The following is a 15640-nucleotide window of genomic DNA, read 5'->3' on the forward strand; positions in this document are numbered from 1 at the left end:
CATGAAGTTTAAATCAAATCTTTTGAAGTATGTTGCTTTCAATATATTGGCTTTGTTCGCAACTTTTTTGAGTCCTCGGGTTGTCCCCGAAGTCTTAGCGGCTCAGAATGACTACTCTGGGCCTGGTCCTTTTTCAGTTTCAGTTTCAACAGTGGAAGGGCAGGGCTTGTTGTTTAAGCCATCCGACTCTGACGAGAGCAGAAAGAACTGGCCTGGAGTGGTATTTGCTCACGGACTATGCGGACCTGCAGAAAAATATTCAACCACGTTGTCTCGTTTGGCGAGTTGGGGATTCATCGTGATTGCAAATCAAGAGCAAGGGGATTGCGGTGTAATTAATGTAAATCATCCATTAGCAACATTGGGAAATCTTTTCCAGCTACCATTGAAATTCAGTAATGCCGTTGACTTTTCGTCGATGGCTGATGATATTCGCTCGAATTTAAATTATCTAGCTGGTCGCTCTGACGTTGATTCCGGTCGGCTTGCTTTGATGGGACATAGCATGGGAGGAGGCATGGTTATTGATGTCGCCTCTGAGCTTGGAGAGCAGCAATCCAACATTGTCAAAGCTGTTGTGGCGATTGCTCCTTGGAATGGTGTGCAGCCAACGCCAAGTTCAATTGTCAATAATTCAAATACTCCTATATTAATTTTCTGTTCAATGACAGATGCTCTTTGCCCTTGCTCAGGAGAAGTTCAACTAAGCGATACTCAGGCTGTTTTCACGAATAACGTTTCGCCGATGATCCCACTATTATTTGGACCGCAATCCGATCCAACCTGGGATGGTGGCTCTATGGCAATACTTAAAAACTCAAAAGATGCAGTTTTGATGAATGTAAATCAAGTGAGTCATTTCACAATTGCTGGTATTGATAATGGTGGCGAAATGCAAAGCTTTGCTGATTGGGCACGAGGTGAGACTGGTCTTAACTTTAACCGCCCAAGTCGACCTTATTCAGACATCCCCACAATGGAATATGCGGTAGCATTCCTAAATCAATCCCTAAATCTTGATGTAAAGACTGGACGGTCTTTTCTTGATCAGTCTTCGTCGGATTCACGTCTTGTCGAAGTTGTCAGCTCGAATTAACTAATGGTTGTCTGACGAATTGAAAAAGTCATTATTGGCAGGCCTAATTGCACATACTCACTAGCAGCAAACCTGTAACTTGCTGCTCCAGGATGCTGTGTGTAGTTCGAGCTTTGACGATTAACCACCAATCCCTGTCCGTGCCAGTACGTCTGTATTTGCAAATAGGCCATAGAGGGGTGGAGCTATTTGGACGAAAGGGCGCCATGGAACTGCCGTTGTTCCAGTGTTTGTGTTGGCGTGCAATATCAGAAAGCAACTGTTGCAGCAGGGCCAACGCTTAAGCAAGACGTGCAACCTCTGAGCACCTATCTGGAAAGTGCCGCCGGTTGGGCTCTTGAAATGGGGGGTGAGTCAGGCAAGCCCCAACAGGTCATCCTGCGGGGGCAGTCCTGGTCCTGGACGGGATCTAAGAAACCTAACGTTTAGGTCTCAAGTTCTTTCTATCAAAAAATGCAAAGTCCCTCAACCTTTCGCGGGCTTCTAAATCGCGAAAGATTGATGGTTGTGGGACTGTTGACCCCGTCCAAAGAGTCACAAGTACATTGTGTGGCGGCCTGAGACTCGATTAGTGCGAAAAGCTCTCAATAGCTGTGACCATTGAGCGTGTCGCATGAAAAAAGGCGAGCCGGCTCGCCTTTTTTCATGCCCTTGATTGCTAGCACTGAGCTTCTCTAAGGCAGGGAAAGCTCTGGGGCTGGCATAAAAAAAGAAGGCGACTAAGCCTTCTTCTGTGGGTGTGAGGAGCCAAACCTTGTGAGGAGTTGGCCACCACCATGTTGATGACGGCACTGCCGATCAGTCAACCAACTGATACGTAGGGGATTGTTCTGCGAGGTTTCTGAGGCATGATTGATTTGTGAGGAGGGCTTCTTCACGGAGTGGAAACTAGGAAACACGTCCAACTAGAAGCCGAGAAACCCTGCCTTTGGCGGGGTTTTCTTTTGCCTAATCCATTGGGCATGGGCAGCTTTAGCTTTGCTGTTTGTCGGTAAACAATGAAAAACCCCGCTCGTGGCGGGGCTTGATTGTTTTTTGGGTAGTCTGATGATATGGGACATAGGCTGAAAGCTACACAACAGCCAAAAAGAGCATCGGTAACTGCCTGCACTGAATATCACCGCTAAGAAATTTATTTACAGGGAAAGGCGAGTACATTTGCTTTCCATGCACTTTTCCCAGTTGGCTTGTAAAGAGGAAGATATGTGAGTACTACTTTTGGATTCTTTGCGACTTTGAATTTTTTATAACCTTTTTCTTTTGAAAGATTGTTCCATAGAATATATGCTTCTTTAACGGCTTTGTGGGGCTTGTTAGAGACGGCCCCGCGATTGAGGATTTTGTTGGCACACGTCGATAGAGTGCTCAATTTTTGGATAGGTGAGCATTTGAAAATGTTGTACTTGTGATCACACAGGCAGAAGTCAGTGTAACAGCAATTCCACTTAGCTTGTACGTTTTCATTGATTTAGGGTGCGGTGGAAGCTCACGCCTCCGGTGAACTCACCATCTCCGAATTCAGCAGTTCGCTCAATGCCCTAGCTCAATAGTGGCTGTGATTTCGCTCACAGGGTTCCAGGAAGCCTGCTGCAGGTGTAAATGCTTTAAGTCGTTGTCACTTACGTATGACCATCGTCACTAAGATGAAGAATGCTCTGCTTTAGGAGTACTGATAGCACTAGGGGTTGAGGTGCTTGGTCTTAAAGAAGCTGCCAAGTTCGATTCTGAATGGATGTTGTCTTTGTTGGTTGAGTAAGAGAGGGAAAGGCTGATGGCCTGGCAAATGGGTGCAATCTTATAGTTACTGTAAATATGGATAGAAAATAAACTAAAAACTCACAAGCTATTGATTCAAGCTTTCATGAAGCTTTCAATACGGGGCCCTACTTTTGTTGTGAGTGAATATACCGAAGTGCTAGCTGTCACAAATAATGTATGCCAGTCAGTTCCACCCCAGTGGAGGTTTGCGGTGTGCTCAGGGATTCTAATTACCCCTAGCTGCTCACCTTTGGGGTTAAAAATCCAGAGACCTTTTGGACCTGTCACCCAAACATTTCCGTACTCATCACACTTCATTCCGTCAGGGACTCCTCCTTCGAAAGTACCGTCCCCAATGTTTTCAGCAAAACGTTTCTTCTCATAAAGGCTTCCATCAGACGCGACTTTATAGACGTCGATTAAAGCTTTTGGCGAATCATTTATATAGAACAATGATTCGTCTGGTGAGAAGCACAATCCATTTGGTTGCTGATAGCAATCTTTATCGACAAGAAGCTCAAGTTCTCTTTTGGTGTTTATACGGAACACACCTTGGAAGTCCAGATCCTGATTGCGCTCCTCACCCGACCAAGGCATTCGTCCATATGCAGGATCAGAAAAATAAATTGATCCATCTGATCGGATGCAAACATCATTTGGGCTATTGAGCTGCTTCCCCTCAAAATGGGACGCCAGGACTTCTCGATGTCCATCCTCACCTTCTAGAACAACTGATGAACTTAGGTGTTCACAAACTAAAAGATTCAAATTAAAATCATAAGTCATTCCATTGCATTTACTGGATGGGTTTCGCACTTCTTGCGTCGTTCCATCCAATGAGTATTGAAGGCGTAGATTCGCAGGTATATCCGAGAAAAGAAGGTGATGATTGCGAGGATGCCAGATCGGTCCCTCGGTGAACTCAAAGCCGGTTGCAACACGCTGGATTTGAACCTCTCTGTCAATGAGGTCCCTCATTTGATTTGAAAAAATCTCGATCATGAAATTAACTCCTGCCTAATCCTGATAGTGTTGTTTTTCTCTTGGTAGCTTGCCGCGCGAGAGCAAACTATGACCAGTGGATCTGCAATACACAGTATTAATGAGCGTCTTGGCCCAGGCTGGTTAATAAAATCATTCGTAACTCTACAATTCGACGACGTCGTCAAGCTGATTTTAGCATTTAGATGTTTGTTTGATATGTTGCGATATTGGCTCGTTAAGATCTTGTCTCTCAGGACAGCTCTCTGTTTCATTGGATCCCCCTGTGATTTCTTAAAATGTGTTTAGTCAATGATCTAGGGACGATGAAATCAGGCAGGTTAAAGTTGGCAACAGAAGGGCAGCTGCATAATGCATTGCCATCGTAAATTCAATTGCCTGTTCCGGGTGTTCGATTGCTAGGGCTTTCTGGTTTTCTTCCTAATCCTTTGCTCAGAACGATCTCATCGCTGAACATTTGTATTCGTAACGAGTTTCAAGGTGATGTTTTCTTATGGATCCAAAGTAGCAAGGTGTTTCTTGAAATGGCATTAGGTGCTGAATAGTTAGTCAAGGAAGCTGTTAAGAAATCGAGATTGCGCTCATGTGCTTTTTGGGGATGACTTTCTACTTGCTTGACCTGTACACCTTCATTTGCCAGTTGGTTTTCCCCTTTTAAATGAGTGATTTCCATCTTTATGGTGATTTCTATTGATGGTGATGAAGCCATAATTGCAGCATTGAATTAGATCGCTATGAAAAGAACTGCTGGTGTTGTTATCGTATTGTTGACGTCTGTAATGCTAGGGGCTGAAATAAATTGATCTGATTTTCTTTGTCTCATTGATTTTCTACCGCTTCAAGGAATTGCTAATTGCACTTCTCTGCAAGCTGAAACGATCATGGTTGATTCTCGACTTCATCGTCAGATGGCTGCGTTAAACACACATCACTGACCAAGAAGTCCGAGTCTTCTCAACATTCCGTTTGAATGGCTCGTAAATACAGAATTCATAACCTACTGATGCCTAGCCCAGAACTCACCCGCGTTATTGAGCATCTGCAGGGCCTTGCCGCTGAAATCAGCGCTGTCGTTGACATCGAAGAAAGTCGGCGCTTGATTAATCGCTTCGGCGACCTGCATCCGTCGGTGCGTGACTTTGAAACTGAGGTGCTTCCGACTAGCATTGACAATGTGCCCTGCGAATGGCTCCTTGCCCCCGGCGCTGACCCGGATCGTCGTCTCCTCTTCATCCACGGCGGCGGCTGGACTTCTGGCAGTCTTGACTCACACCGCTCACTCTCGGCGCGCCTCTCGGCCACAACAGGCTGTGCCGTTCTCGCCGTTGCCTACCGCCTCGCTCCAGAGCACCCTTACCCGGCCGGCCTCGACGACTGTCTCGTTTGTTATGGCTGGCTTCGCGAAAATGGCCCAGGCGGTGTAGGTCCGGCGCGGAGCATGTTTGTTGCCGGAGACTCTGCTGGCGGGAATCTCACCCTCTCGGTGCTGCTCGCGTTGAAGCAGCGCGGATTGCCGCTCCCGAATGCTGCGGTCCTGATCTCACCGGCTACCGATTTTCTTGCGTCGGGCGACTCCTACCGCACTCGCGCCGATCGCGACCCGATCCTCACGATGGGCCCCGACGGCATGCGCAAGGCCGCGGACGTCTATTTGCAAGGCAACGCCAATCCTGAAGATCCGCTCGTCTCGCCGCTCTACGGAGACTTCGCAGGTCTTCCACCGCTCCTCTTCCATGTTGGCGATGCAGAAGTTCTTCTCGACGACTCGACACAAGCCGTTGAGAACGCCCGTGCGGCCGGCGTTGACGTCACACTTTGTGTGTACTCCGACATGCCCCACGTCTGGCACGCCTTCGCTCCCTACCTCCCAGAAGCAACTAAAGCCATCGAAGAGATCGGCACTTTCGTGAGAAAGCATGGTTGATGGACCAGCCCGGAGCTATTCGTCTGTTGCGGCGCTGTACTGGACTCGCTACTTCTGAGACTGCGCCCTCGATGGTTTGTACCAAGCCTTCTTTCCTACGTCGAGCGTGTTCACCACGAGGCAACTCGGGTTCGATCAGTCGAAAATCAAGTTCTAATTTGCGATGTTGACTGAGACGACGACCTCATCGCGTCGACCGTCTTCAGATCGAGATTCCACCGTGCCAACTCGAAATCGCTGCATGATTCCGTGAAGATGATTTTGTTATTAGCCCTCTCTTGTTGTTAGGTTTTTGCTTGTACTCACACGTGTCATTGATGCCGATCTCGGTTTATTGGGCTAGGTCAGAAGACTGATGGGCGCCCCTGAGCACCATCGACGGGAATGTGGGCGCCATTGATCCAGTTAGCTTTCGGTGAGGAAAGAAAGACGATGACGTTGGCGACTTCCTCGGCATTGCCGAGCCGCCCCGCAGGAAACTCTCTACCTGCGAAAGCAGCGAACTGTTCGGGATTCTGTTTCCTGAATCGCTCCCATACCCCCCCCGGGAAGTCGATCGATCCAGGGGATACCGTGTTTACGCGTTCATTCTGTGGTGATAGCTCCCAGGCTAGAGAACTAGAAAGGAAAATTTCAGCTGCCTTGGTTGCTCCGTAAATTGCTTTGTCTGGTGCTGGTCTCCAACCAGATATCGACGCAATCGTGACGACGCTGCCGCCCCTTCGCTTGCGAAAGTAGGGCAACGACGCTCGAGTCGCCCTCACTGCGTGGAAGAGGTTCAGATTGAAGGCCTTCAGCCAGTCCTCGTCACATGCTTCGGAGAATGTGCTATTCGACGAGCCACCGACATTGTTGACGAGCATATCTACACCTCCAAGCGCATCTGCCGCCTCATCAACAAACCGAGCAGCCTCGCCCGCGATTGACATGTCGGCCACTACGCCGAATGTCATCACCCCTAAATCTTTGAGCTCTCCGAGTGTCTTATTAAGACCCTCTTCGCCGCGAGCACAGATCGCCACGTTGCATCCCTCGGAACCAAAACGTAGTGCGGTTGCACGACCTATACCCCGGCTTCCACCTGTAACGAGCGCTACCTTTCCCTTTAGTTGAAGGTCCATAGTCTTCAGATCCTCAACCGTTTACGTAATAACGCTCAAGCACCCGAGGATCTGGATCCATTCCTAGACCCTTGCCATCTGGGATGCAAACCATGCCGTCCTCAGGTAGCGGCATGTCTAGATAAATCCAGCATTCAGGCTGAACGTAGAGATACTCCACAAACCTTGTGCTCTCTTCGGCTCCCGCTAGTTGAAGAGTCGCTAAAAATCCCGGTCCGAAGTATGGAGAATGTGGAGTAAAAGGAAGTCCTCGTGGCCCGCCATTGGTTTTCAGGATCTTCAGAACCTCGGTCAAACCACCCACTTTGGTCACACTGGGTTGCAAGAAATCTGAAGCTCCAGCGAGACAGATTTGCTCAAAAGCAAAGGCTGTACATGCATTTTCGCCAGTAGAAATCCTGATACCGGTATCTCGTAGCAGGGCAAGGGCACGCACATCCTCGGGAGGAAAGATCGGTTCCTCAAGCCACCGCACATCTAGATCCAACAGCTCTGGAATTGCTTGCTGGCATTGAACCTCGGTCCAGTTGCAATTCACATCCACCATTAGGCCATTGTTTTCGCCTAATAGTTCAGCTCCTCGGCGGATCTCGGGTAAAGTGATTTCATGCAACTTGAAATCTTTGAAGCCAATATTTAAAATATGCTCACAAGTTGAGGCCACAAGATCAACATTTCCATAGCGTATGAGGCTGGCGTAAGCGGGAATACTCTCTCTGCAACGACCACCCAACAGCTGGGCCAGATTGATTGACTCTGCCTTGGCTTTCAGATCCCAGAGCGCTATATCAATGCCCGAAAGCGCGAACATCGCTACACCGCTGCGACCCTGAAGAATCAGCTTGTGCTGGGCGTCCTCTCCGAAGACAACTGGATCGGGCAAATCCCGGCCGATTAGTAGCGGGGCGATTGATTGTCTGATGAAGGCAGCCACCGATCGGCTGCAGGAATAGCTGAAGGCCTCTCCCCAGCCAATAAGGCCTTGATCAGTCTCTATCCTTACAAGGCAGAACTCAAGTTCTGTCCAAGGAGTTGGCATGATACCTTCGCCTGAACCGGCAGATTCGAAAGGAATAGAGAGCAAAATGGCGCTGACATCCTTGATTTTGATTGTCAATTGCTAAAAGCATCTTATTTCCCTATAGCCATAAAACGTTGATTTGCAAAGTTGCTCACGTTGAGCAAGTTTACCGTCCGAATAAAGTTCAGAATGATTACGGTAAACAGGCGGACAGTTGAGCATTTATTGGAACAGAGCGTTAGAGAACTGTTGGTGTCAACGGTGGCTTTCTTTGCTTGGGGCACCATTTATGTGTAGTCCGACGTTGGAGTACTTTGCGTCAGATGTGTTGGTCTTACAAAGATCTGGCTTCTTCTTGCTCGCTTCTTGATCACTACCCGATGCTTATCGTCGAGATAAACGGTCCGCTTAGGAGAGCATCCCGGAATAGATGGCTGGGATGTTGACAGGTTATTGAAAGAAACCTGAAATCGCCACGAGAGGGGTGTTTTTTGTAGTGGGTAATACTTTAAGTCGTTGCCACTTGCTAATGACCATCGAGGCATAGGATCGCCTTGCCCTGTTGCAAGAGCTGTTGATGGCACGGAGAGTTAAGGAAGCTGATGGCTAGAGGCTTTGCTCACACTCGGTATTGAACTACTTGAAAGACCAGTAGGGATCCTTAAAAACAGCCCTAACTGGTACTGCATGATGGAGATGTCAAAAGTTATTTGGCTTTTTGTTTGGCGACATTAAATGCTGACTCGTCTACTGAATAGCAGTTGCCACTCATTTCTATTTCGGTTGCAATCATCCATGCAATAAAGTTTATCTTTGACTTTAATGTTCCAGCTGGATCGATTTCTATTTCTAGGTTTCCGTTTACTAATAGCCCATTTTGCTCCTTGTGAATAGCAGCTTTTAGCTTGCGCTCTTTGATTTCCATCTCGTCCCATTTGCTGTCTTTGTGGGTCGTGAACTTATTGTTGGCAGGGTCGATCTTCAGCGTTAATATCTCGTCTTTGGTTTTCTCTTTGATGATTCTCTGCGTTTTTATTTCAGTGAAAATGGCCTTTGTTGTCGTTTCACACTCTAAATATAGGAAGTCATCGGCTAAAGCAGGAGACCCGCCAAGGAGCAGAGTAAAGAAAGCGGGAAGGTATTTCATCTGTAGAGATGAGTCGTCAATTCAATGCTGAAAGTCATGCAAATGCCTTTAGGGAAAAGCTAAGGGTGTGGGTATAGCTCATCACTTGAGATGCTTGTGGTGATTGCAATTTAGCGAGAAAGTGGAATGGCATTGATGGGTTGGTTTCTAGCATGTCTATAGAGACAATAACGAAATGAATTCACTGTTCGCTAGTGGTCAGCGCAAAAGAGTTGGTCATCAGTGAAAACAAATGGGCCCCCAAGTAACCGCTTGCATTTGCGCATTTGCACAAAAAAGTATTAGCGGGCTAATGCAATAAGTACCCAATCATGCTTATGTCGATTAATTTTAAATTGAACCAATGTCAGTCAGGAGCTTGAGATGTTTGACGATCCAGCTGGTTTTGCATTGTGGGTAAACGATGCATCAGACTTTGACCTGAGTAGCACCTACAAAGAATGGTGCGCTGGAGACTTTGACTTGGCTATAGGGGATCAAATCTTACTCATTAACAAATGCAAGGACAAGGGCATCAAATTTTTTACTCTGAAATAGCTATGCGTGGCGCTATTGTTACTCCTGCAATCAACCGCCCCACCCCCGCGATTACAGTCATCGGTTCAGAGCTGAGGAGATTTGGCAAAAGTATTGATCGGCCGCACTCAATGCCGATTGGATGATTGACGACAATGACTTGGATGTCTTAACCCCTGAATGACCTTCCACCTGCAGCGCGAATTTGTTGAGGCTCTTACCGATCACCAAAAGGTTGAGTTGTTCAGCATTGTTTGTGGGTACTTAGAGGACAGTGGTGATTACCTTGATCACTTCAATAGCGCAGCTCGATGGAGTAAAGAAATCATTCTCGAGTACATCAACACTCAGTTTTGGAAGGACTTCTCAGTTGCTGCTACCGATGACATCAAGAGCGGGGGAGATAGGGAACGCCTCTTTCAATTCGTTGTGCTTCCTCAATGTCGTCATTTGCTTCCTGAATCAGCAGATCAACCTCACATGGAAGAGACAGGACAAGTCACTCGGCATACTGGTCACCTTGTGACTTGTCTCGTCGTACCTAAGTTCTGGAGTCTCGGTCTACCAGAAGAGTGGAAAAAGGAATGGTTCCTGTCTTTCTATGAGCTGGAAGAAGAATGGATCGTTGGTGGATTTTCAGGCATTGGGGTTGATGGTTAAGTTGTGCTGTTGCGATGAGGCTTGATTTCATAAGCAGTTGATTGTCCCAGCGCAGACAAATGTGAGCTTCTATTGCAGCAGGGGGGCTGTGCTGCGCGAGGGGCCCGTGAGTTCAGCGCTTAAAGCACTAGGAGTAATCAAAGGGCTGAAGCAACGTTGAGTCAATTTCAGCCTCTGGATTGAGTTTCAAAACCATCCATAAGAGCATTGCTGAACATGCCTTGTCATCAGCGCCATAGTCGTATTTCCAGTCTTTAACCATGCTGACCAGCTCATGCTGAGCACTGGTGATGAACTCGTCAGTCCATTCCTGCATGGCGAAATTATTCAAGCAATGCATAGTTTCCCAGAGCCCCTTCAGACCAGAGGTGTTCTTTGATTACCCCGGAGAGCGAGGCTCTGATCAACAGTATCGTTTCACTGTCTCAGCTATTCCAGCGTCTCAATCCGTCCTGGTTTCTGTGGCTGAGTCAATTGCTCGCTCGATTCCTCTGCTTGCTGGGATGAAGGAACGCCATTGCTTTGGATTGCAATTAAATTGGTAAATATATTGGCTAAATACTCGCTAAGTGTTTGTTGGCTTGATGTGTGTTTTTAGACGATAATTGAGGTTTGCGATTGTAGATTCATTCTTAATCTTCTTCTTTCGCTTCGGGTGTCTCTGCTGTCCATGCTCGCTCGAGTGCGTTCACATTTGCACTTCTTTCGGGAGTCTCAATGATCACGTTGACGTTGCGTTTGGCAAGAATCAAGCGCACGAGAGAAACCAAAAACCAATACGCGGTCGCAAACAGCACACTGAAATAGACGAAACGCATTCTCTCTCCATCGTTACAAGCCTGATGCTACGTGCACTGTGTGGCGCGTTGTGGCCTTGACCAACGTCCTGCTGACGAGTTTGATGGAGCACTTTGTGATGGCTGCGATGCAGGACGATGCTCTTAAAGCGTTGATCGCTGATTTGGGAGAGGGGATCGTGATTGATCAAGAGCTGCTTGAGGGCTGCTCGGTGGCCGCCCATGATCTTGATGACATGGATGCTGTGCAAGCTGCTGAGGTGGCATCACACGTGTTTTTCACATTGTTTGAAACCAAGGTTTCGGAGCAGTCGGGAGAGAGTGCAGAGCCTGAAGAGGGGGAATGGTCTGGCTTCGTGAATGGGTTTCGCTTTGTCATTGAACGAGATGGAGATGGTGACCTTGTGGTCGACTTCAGTGAAGCCTCATCGGCAAGTCGTCTATGACAGCTAGAGCATCAAGGTCGTTGTATGCGTATTGAGAAAGTTGAGCAGGTTGCTGCCTTGATCATTACGGCTGGTCTTGTGCTCGGAAATTTTGTGATGTTTACTCCCTGGAGAAATGACCAGGATCCTCGAAACCGCCAAGCCCCTTCCCCTCAGTCGCAGCCAGTCCGACCTTGACCTCCCCCCATGGGTGTTTGTAGTTATCAGCACTTGTTTTGTAGGACAACGCTGAAGCACTGGTAAGCGGTTGTATGCGTTGTGATCACGCGTAAGACGCCTTATGATCAGCCTCCACGGGGATTTGAATTTTGGGAGATTACACAGTTGCTATTCTTGCCACTATTGGTCTCGTGATTGTTTTTACTGTTCCTGTTGTCTGGCAGTTTTTACAGCCTAATGATGATGATTTTGGTGATATTAGTAAAAAGCCAAGGCGATAGTTGCGTTGATTGTTCGCTCAATATTGATAATGTAGAATTTTAAAGGGAGAGTCTAGGGTCATTTTGATTTCGTGTCTCTTCCTTTTTTGATTTTAGTCTTTGGAATCGCTCGATATCCTCTCTTCAGGTGTTAGGTACTCCTTGATAATTGGAGATTCTTCTCCTGCTTCCAGAGCCTTAATATCTCGTTCGATGTTTTCGATGAACAGCTTATTGCCATTGGCTTTGGCGATGTTCAGTACTTTCTTTAATCCTTCAAGTAGTTGCTCATGGTCATTCATGGATTTTTCGGCGATTGCTGACAGGTGTTGACCGGTGGGCATCAGAACCACCGATATCACAGGCTTAAACCTTGGATGCTTTTGCTGATTTGGCAATGCGCCTTTACACCGATGCCAGTAGGTAGCTTTTGACACAAACTATAGGGAGTGAGATGGGAGGCGCTTTGACAGACGACACTCCACCTGAGTCTTCAGTAGAAGCAGGCTGACGTTATGTCCCTGTCAGCAGGCATATAACTGGCATCTACGGGTGAGTCTGGCCGTCGTTTCCATAGGAAGGGCTGCCTGCTTGCATCTTCGAAATTTGGAGAATCTTCATGACCAAAGCTGCGATTTCCGGTTCCCAGACTCAGTCTTTACTGATGTCCGTTGGTGCTGCCTCTGAATGTCGTTCGCGAAATGATCGACAGACCTATTTTTCAATCACCAGGAGCCTGGTCCAAGCGCAGTTCAAGTTGGATGACCGGGAGTTATCCAGACGCCTCTGGCAGGAGGTTGCCGACCGTGATCTTGAAGTGGGTCGGATCATCAATCTGATGTATGGATGCTGGTTCCATCAAGATGAGGAGGAAATGATTGAAGTTGATGATCGCCATCTTTCGTTATTCGTTGACTAGCTTGATGATGGTGACAATCGCCAGTATCAAGTCGTTTATTGTGAAAATAATCTCCTTGTCTTGCCTCTGAAGTCTCGCTTGACGCGTTAGCGTGGCTTTAAGTCTTAATGCGTGATGGCTTCACACCAAGCCTCTTTTTCGTCATCGCTTAAAAGCTTTCTGATTAAGATTGCAATTTATTGGTTTGCAGAGCTAGTTATTTGTCAAATTGACGGATCCAGGCTTATTTGTAAATTTATTGGTAAGGGTTTTCTGCCATGTCTCGTTAGCTTTGCGCTCATGGATTTCATTGTTTTGCCGTGGTTACGCAGAGCATTGAAGCGTAGGCGACACAAGCTTGGTCCTACAGGTGATTGATGACAGAAGAAGTCCAAATCACTTCGCAGTCATTGTGAGTCTTTCTATAGCTCAAGTCTGTGCCCTCTTGTTCCTAAGTATGCAGCCTTCAATAATTAGTATTGTTCATCTGAATGACCTGACTATTTTCTAACTTTTTAAGCCAACTTCTGCCGATGATGAGATTGTGTGGCTGCATAGCGCCGTCCAGCGCTATGGGCTTCGCTTACGGACCGAAAGTTGCCAACGTGGTCGTAATGCACCCCATTGGTTGTTGCAGAGACTGAATAGAGACTTGATGTCACCTTCTGTACGCACCAATGCATGAAACAGGATGGTGCATTGTCGAGAGAATTCATTTCCATCGCCTCTTTGATTGTGTTGAAAGTAAGATATTATTTCGGTGTTGACCTCTCTGCTTCATGAAAGTCCATTCGGCTTAATTTTTTCTTTAGCATTGAGTGTGGTTGGTATTTCGGCCTTCGGTCTGTCGCTGACTTCCCTGTTCATCATTTCTGCCATGGCATGCTCGCCTGGTGTAAACAAGGTTTTCCCCTATGGCTCTTGATCAACTCAGGGCATTTCTCGTCAAGATGCAGGACGACGAGGCCTTAAAATCCACCGTTCTTTCGGCATCAACAGCGGACGATGTGGCCAAAATTGCTGCCAATTTAGGTTATGAGTTTTCTGGAGATGAGTTGCTCCGTCAATCGGGTAAGAAAGTTGGACGAGTGACAGTCTCTAAGCAAGAAACGCCTGGTGAATACAACTAATTCGTAATTGATAGTTGGTCTAAATTCTATATCTCTTTCTTGTCTGCATTTTCAGCAGATATATGGACGCCACAGGATTAGATTTTTGTTGATTCTTCACCTATTCTACCGCTTCTCCGTCGATGCTAATCTCGAACTCAATTCCGAAACGATGCGCTGTAGCTCTGAATCGTTTGGCTAGTTCTATGAATAGTTTTTTGACTAATTCATCGTCAAATTCGTAAATCTCTAAATTTGCAGTCTTTGCCATTGCTTGTAGATCTTCAATCAGCTTTTCTACTCTTGTTGAAAAGACTTTGCCAAACCGAGCTCTTTTCTCTGTAGACGAATTGAAATCTGGGATATCTGTCATGGTGTGTTCTCCATACCCATTGGTTCTCTAGAGCTAGTTTTGCATGGTTTCTGTTGAATGTGTGCTTCTTGAGTTTCCCTCAGCCCTTCAAGCAAGCCTCTCATCTGCATCTCTGAATGGGTGCGATTGTAAATAAAGGTGATTTGAACTGTCAAATCCTAATCAATTGGTTCTGAGTTGCTCTCTTTGTTTTGGAGTAATAAATGCTAAGAACTCTCTTTGTGCTCAATGATCAATTATGCGATTTCACTATTCTGCATCGCCAGATCATCCCAATCTGATAGCAAACGATACTAGGGTTAAATGGAATGAGTGTTTGCCGACGTATCCGAAGCTATTTCACGTATGTTGATGATTCCATATGCTTAATTAGATCAATACATTTGCAGCTGTAGGCCCACTCATTGTCGTACCAGGCAACGAGTTTCATGAATCGATCATTCAGAGCCATTCCAGCACCGGCATCAAAGACAGAGGTAGCACTGTCGCCGAGCAGGTCATTGGAGACAACTTGGTCGTTGGTGTAGCCGAGAATTCCTTTTAATTCGCCTTCTGCAGCTGCTTTCATGGCAGCTTTCACCTCTTCGTAACTGGTCGACTTTTCCAAATTGACTGTGAGATCAACAACTGATACGTCAGGAGTTGGCACCCTGAACGCCATCCCTGTGAGTTTTCCATTTAATTCAGGAATCACCCGCCCAACAGCTTTTGCAGCTCCTGTTGAGCTTGGAATAATACTTTGCCCGGCTCCTCGTCCCCCTCTCCAATCCTTAAGTGATGGACTATCGACAGGCTTTTGAGTTGCTGTTGTTGCGTGGACTGTTGTCATTAATCCACTTACGATTCCAAAATTGTCGTTAACTACTTTTGCTAGTGGTGCAAGGCAGTTTGTCGTGCAGCTTGCATTCGATACGATTTCCTGACCTAGGTAATCTTTATGGTTTACACCCATTACAAACATGGGAGTTTCGTCCTTTGAGGGTGCGCTCATCACCACTCGTTTTGCACCAGCATCGATATGTGCTCTCGCCTTGTCATCTGTCAAGAAAAAGCCCGTGCTCTCGAGCACGTAATCAGCACCGATTTCTCCCCATCTCAGTTCCTTGGGGTCTCGTTCAGCAGTAATACGGATTAATTTACCATTAACAATAAGATTTTTATTTTCGACTCTCACATCACCTTGGAATTGCCTGTGAGTTGAATCGTATCGAAGTAGATAGGCGAGGTAATCAACGTCGATTAAATCGTTTACTGCTACCACTTCAACATCGTCCATCGACACAGCCTGGCGGAAAGCCAAGCGGCCAATGCGGCCAAACCCATTGATACCAATACGAATGGTCATGGGTGGGA

The 15640-nt window shown here is 46.9% G+C and carries 16 protein-coding genes; 6 read left to right on the forward strand and 10 right to left on the reverse strand.

From position 1 onward, the window contains the following. Position 1: 1 nt before the first annotated feature. Positions 2-1096, forward strand: coding sequence for a dienelactone hydrolase family protein (locus tag SYNC_RS04025; RefSeq protein ID WP_011618794.1), 1095 nt, complete (start codon positions 2-4; stop codon positions 1094-1096). 1851 nt (positions 1097-2947) lie between these two features. Here SYNC_RS04025 and SYNC_RS04035 read toward each other — a convergent pair. Further along, complete coding sequence (locus tag SYNC_RS04035) at positions 2948-3856, reverse strand: SMP-30/gluconolactonase/LRE family protein (RefSeq protein WP_011618795.1); 909 nt, start codon at positions 3854-3856, stop codon at positions 2948-2950. A 475-nt stretch (positions 3857-4331) separates the two neighbouring features. Beyond that, positions 4332-4565, reverse strand: a complete 234-nt coding sequence (locus SYNC_RS14190; RefSeq protein ID WP_011618797.1) for a hypothetical protein — start codon at positions 4563-4565, stop codon at positions 4332-4334. Positions 4566-4826: 261 nt separating this feature from the next. Here SYNC_RS14190 and SYNC_RS04040 point away from each other — a divergent pair, with 261 nt between their 5' ends. Further along, entirely contained in the window at positions 4827-5780 is a 954-nt protein-coding gene (locus SYNC_RS04040) for an alpha/beta hydrolase (RefSeq protein ID WP_011618798.1), read from the forward strand. 344 nt (positions 5781-6124) lie between these two features. On the opposite strand, the gene SYNC_RS04045 is transcribed toward SYNC_RS04040, so the two are convergent. From SYNC_RS04045 to SYNC_RS04055, 3 genes are all read right to left on the reverse strand, one after another. Continuing rightward, positions 6125-6901 carry an SDR family NAD(P)-dependent oxidoreductase gene (locus SYNC_RS04045; protein WP_011618799.1) on the reverse strand — a complete coding sequence of 259 codons (777 nt, stop codon included), beginning with the start codon at positions 6899-6901 and terminating at the stop codon, positions 6125-6127. Between the two features lie 13 nt (positions 6902-6914). Beyond that, on the reverse strand, positions 6915-7940 hold the full coding sequence (locus SYNC_RS04050; RefSeq protein WP_011618800.1) for a mandelate racemase/muconate lactonizing enzyme family protein: 1026 nt from the start codon (positions 7938-7940) through the stop codon (positions 6915-6917). Positions 7941-8628: 688 nt separating this feature from the next. Then, positions 8629-9069 carry a hypothetical protein gene (locus SYNC_RS04055; protein ID WP_041426415.1) on the reverse strand — a complete coding sequence of 147 codons (441 nt, stop codon included), beginning with the start codon at positions 9067-9069 and terminating at the stop codon, positions 8629-8631. A 696-nt stretch (positions 9070-9765) separates the two neighbouring features. Here SYNC_RS04055 and SYNC_RS04060 point away from each other — a divergent pair. Then, the gene (locus SYNC_RS04060) at positions 9766-10245 is read left to right on the forward strand and encodes a hypothetical protein (RefSeq protein ID WP_011618801.1); all 480 of its coding nucleotides are present in this window, start codon (positions 9766-9768) and stop codon (positions 10243-10245) included. A gap of 127 nt (positions 10246-10372) precedes the next feature. On the opposite strand, the gene SYNC_RS04065 is transcribed toward SYNC_RS04060, so the two are convergent. Both SYNC_RS04065 and SYNC_RS04075 read right to left on the reverse strand, forming a co-directional pair. Further along, the gene (locus SYNC_RS04065; RefSeq protein ID WP_011618802.1) at positions 10373-10561 is read right to left on the reverse strand and encodes a hypothetical protein; all 189 of its coding nucleotides are present in this window, start codon (positions 10559-10561) and stop codon (positions 10373-10375) included. Positions 10562-10877: 316 nt separating this feature from the next. Then, on the reverse strand, positions 10878-11063 hold the full coding sequence (locus SYNC_RS04075; RefSeq protein WP_011618804.1) for a hypothetical protein: 186 nt from the start codon (positions 11061-11063) through the stop codon (positions 10878-10880). 83 nt (positions 11064-11146) lie between these two features. On the opposite strand from SYNC_RS04075, the gene SYNC_RS04080 reads away from it, so the two are divergent. Next, on the forward strand, positions 11147-11488 hold the full coding sequence (locus tag SYNC_RS04080) for a hypothetical protein (protein ID WP_049750388.1): 342 nt from the start codon (positions 11147-11149) through the stop codon (positions 11486-11488). 532 nt (positions 11489-12020) lie between these two features. On the opposite strand, the gene SYNC_RS04085 is transcribed toward SYNC_RS04080, so the two are convergent. Further along, on the reverse strand, positions 12021-12251 hold the full coding sequence (locus tag SYNC_RS04085; RefSeq protein ID WP_237699275.1) for a hypothetical protein: 231 nt from the start codon (positions 12249-12251) through the stop codon (positions 12021-12023). 275 nt (positions 12252-12526) lie between these two features. Between SYNC_RS04085 and SYNC_RS04090 the strand changes: the two genes are divergently transcribed. After that, the gene (locus SYNC_RS04090) at positions 12527-12826 is read left to right on the forward strand and encodes a hypothetical protein (RefSeq protein ID WP_011618808.1); all 300 of its coding nucleotides are present in this window, start codon (positions 12527-12529) and stop codon (positions 12824-12826) included. 893 nt (positions 12827-13719) lie between these two features. Next, the gene (locus SYNC_RS04095) at positions 13720-13935 is read left to right on the forward strand and encodes a Nif11-like leader peptide family natural product precursor (protein ID WP_011618809.1); all 216 of its coding nucleotides are present in this window, start codon (positions 13720-13722) and stop codon (positions 13933-13935) included. A 100-nt stretch (positions 13936-14035) separates the two neighbouring features. Here the strand turns inward: SYNC_RS04095 and SYNC_RS04100 are convergent, their stop codons facing one another. After that, on the reverse strand, positions 14036-14287 hold the full coding sequence (locus tag SYNC_RS04100; protein ID WP_011618810.1) for an RNA polymerase-binding protein RpbA: 252 nt from the start codon (positions 14285-14287) through the stop codon (positions 14036-14038). 334 nt (positions 14288-14621) lie between these two features. After that, positions 14622-15632 carry a type I glyceraldehyde-3-phosphate dehydrogenase gene (gene gap / locus SYNC_RS04105; RefSeq protein WP_011618811.1) on the reverse strand — a complete coding sequence of 337 codons (1011 nt, stop codon included), beginning with the start codon at positions 15630-15632 and terminating at the stop codon, positions 14622-14624. Positions 15633-15640: the final 8 nt, after the last annotated feature.

It is taken from the genome of Synechococcus sp. CC9311 (assembly GCF_000014585.1).
Classification (GTDB): Bacteria; Cyanobacteriota; Cyanobacteriia; order PCC-6307; family Cyanobiaceae; genus Synechococcus_C.

Coding starts and splice junctions, on each gene's coding strand:
- SYNC_RS04025 (WP_011618794.1), top strand. CDS start 2: ATGAAGTTTAAATCAAATCTTTTGAAGTATGTTGCTTTCAATATATTG.
- SYNC_RS04035 (WP_011618795.1), bottom strand. CDS start 3,856: ATGATCGAGATTTTTTCAAATCAAATGAGGGACCTCATTGACAGAGAG.
- SYNC_RS14190 (WP_011618797.1), bottom strand. CDS start 4,565: ATGGCTTCATCACCATCAATAGAAATCACCATAAAGATGGAAATCACT.
- SYNC_RS04040 (WP_011618798.1), top strand. CDS start 4,827: ATGGCTCGTAAATACAGAATTCATAACCTACTGATGCCTAGCCCAGAA.
- SYNC_RS04045 (WP_011618799.1), bottom strand. CDS start 6,901: ATGGACCTTCAACTAAAGGGAAAGGTAGCGCTCGTTACAGGTGGAAGC.
- SYNC_RS04050 (WP_011618800.1), bottom strand. CDS start 7,940: ATGCCAACTCCTTGGACAGAACTTGAGTTCTGCCTTGTAAGGATAGAG.
- SYNC_RS04055 (WP_041426415.1), bottom strand. CDS start 9,069: ATGAAATACCTTCCCGCTTTCTTTACTCTGCTCCTTGGCGGGTCTCCT.
- SYNC_RS04060 (WP_011618801.1), top strand. CDS start 9,766: ATGACCTTCCACCTGCAGCGCGAATTTGTTGAGGCTCTTACCGATCAC.
- SYNC_RS04065 (WP_011618802.1), bottom strand. CDS start 10,561: ATGCAGGAATGGACTGACGAGTTCATCACCAGTGCTCAGCATGAGCTG.
- SYNC_RS04075 (WP_011618804.1), bottom strand. CDS start 11,063: ATGCGTTTCGTCTATTTCAGTGTGCTGTTTGCGACCGCGTATTGGTTT.
- SYNC_RS04080 (WP_049750388.1), top strand. CDS start 11,147: ATGGAGCACTTTGTGATGGCTGCGATGCAGGACGATGCTCTTAAAGCG.
- SYNC_RS04085 (WP_237699275.1), bottom strand. CDS start 12,251: ATGCCCACCGGTCAACACCTGTCAGCAATCGCCGAAAAATCCATGAAT.
- SYNC_RS04090 (WP_011618808.1), top strand. CDS start 12,527: ATGACCAAAGCTGCGATTTCCGGTTCCCAGACTCAGTCTTTACTGATG.
- SYNC_RS04095 (WP_011618809.1), top strand. CDS start 13,720: ATGGCTCTTGATCAACTCAGGGCATTTCTCGTCAAGATGCAGGACGAC.
- SYNC_RS04100 (WP_011618810.1), bottom strand. CDS start 14,287: ATGACAGATATCCCAGATTTCAATTCGTCTACAGAGAAAAGAGCTCGG.
- gap (WP_011618811.1), bottom strand. CDS start 15,632: ATGACCATTCGTATTGGTATCAATGGGTTTGGCCGCATTGGCCGCTTG.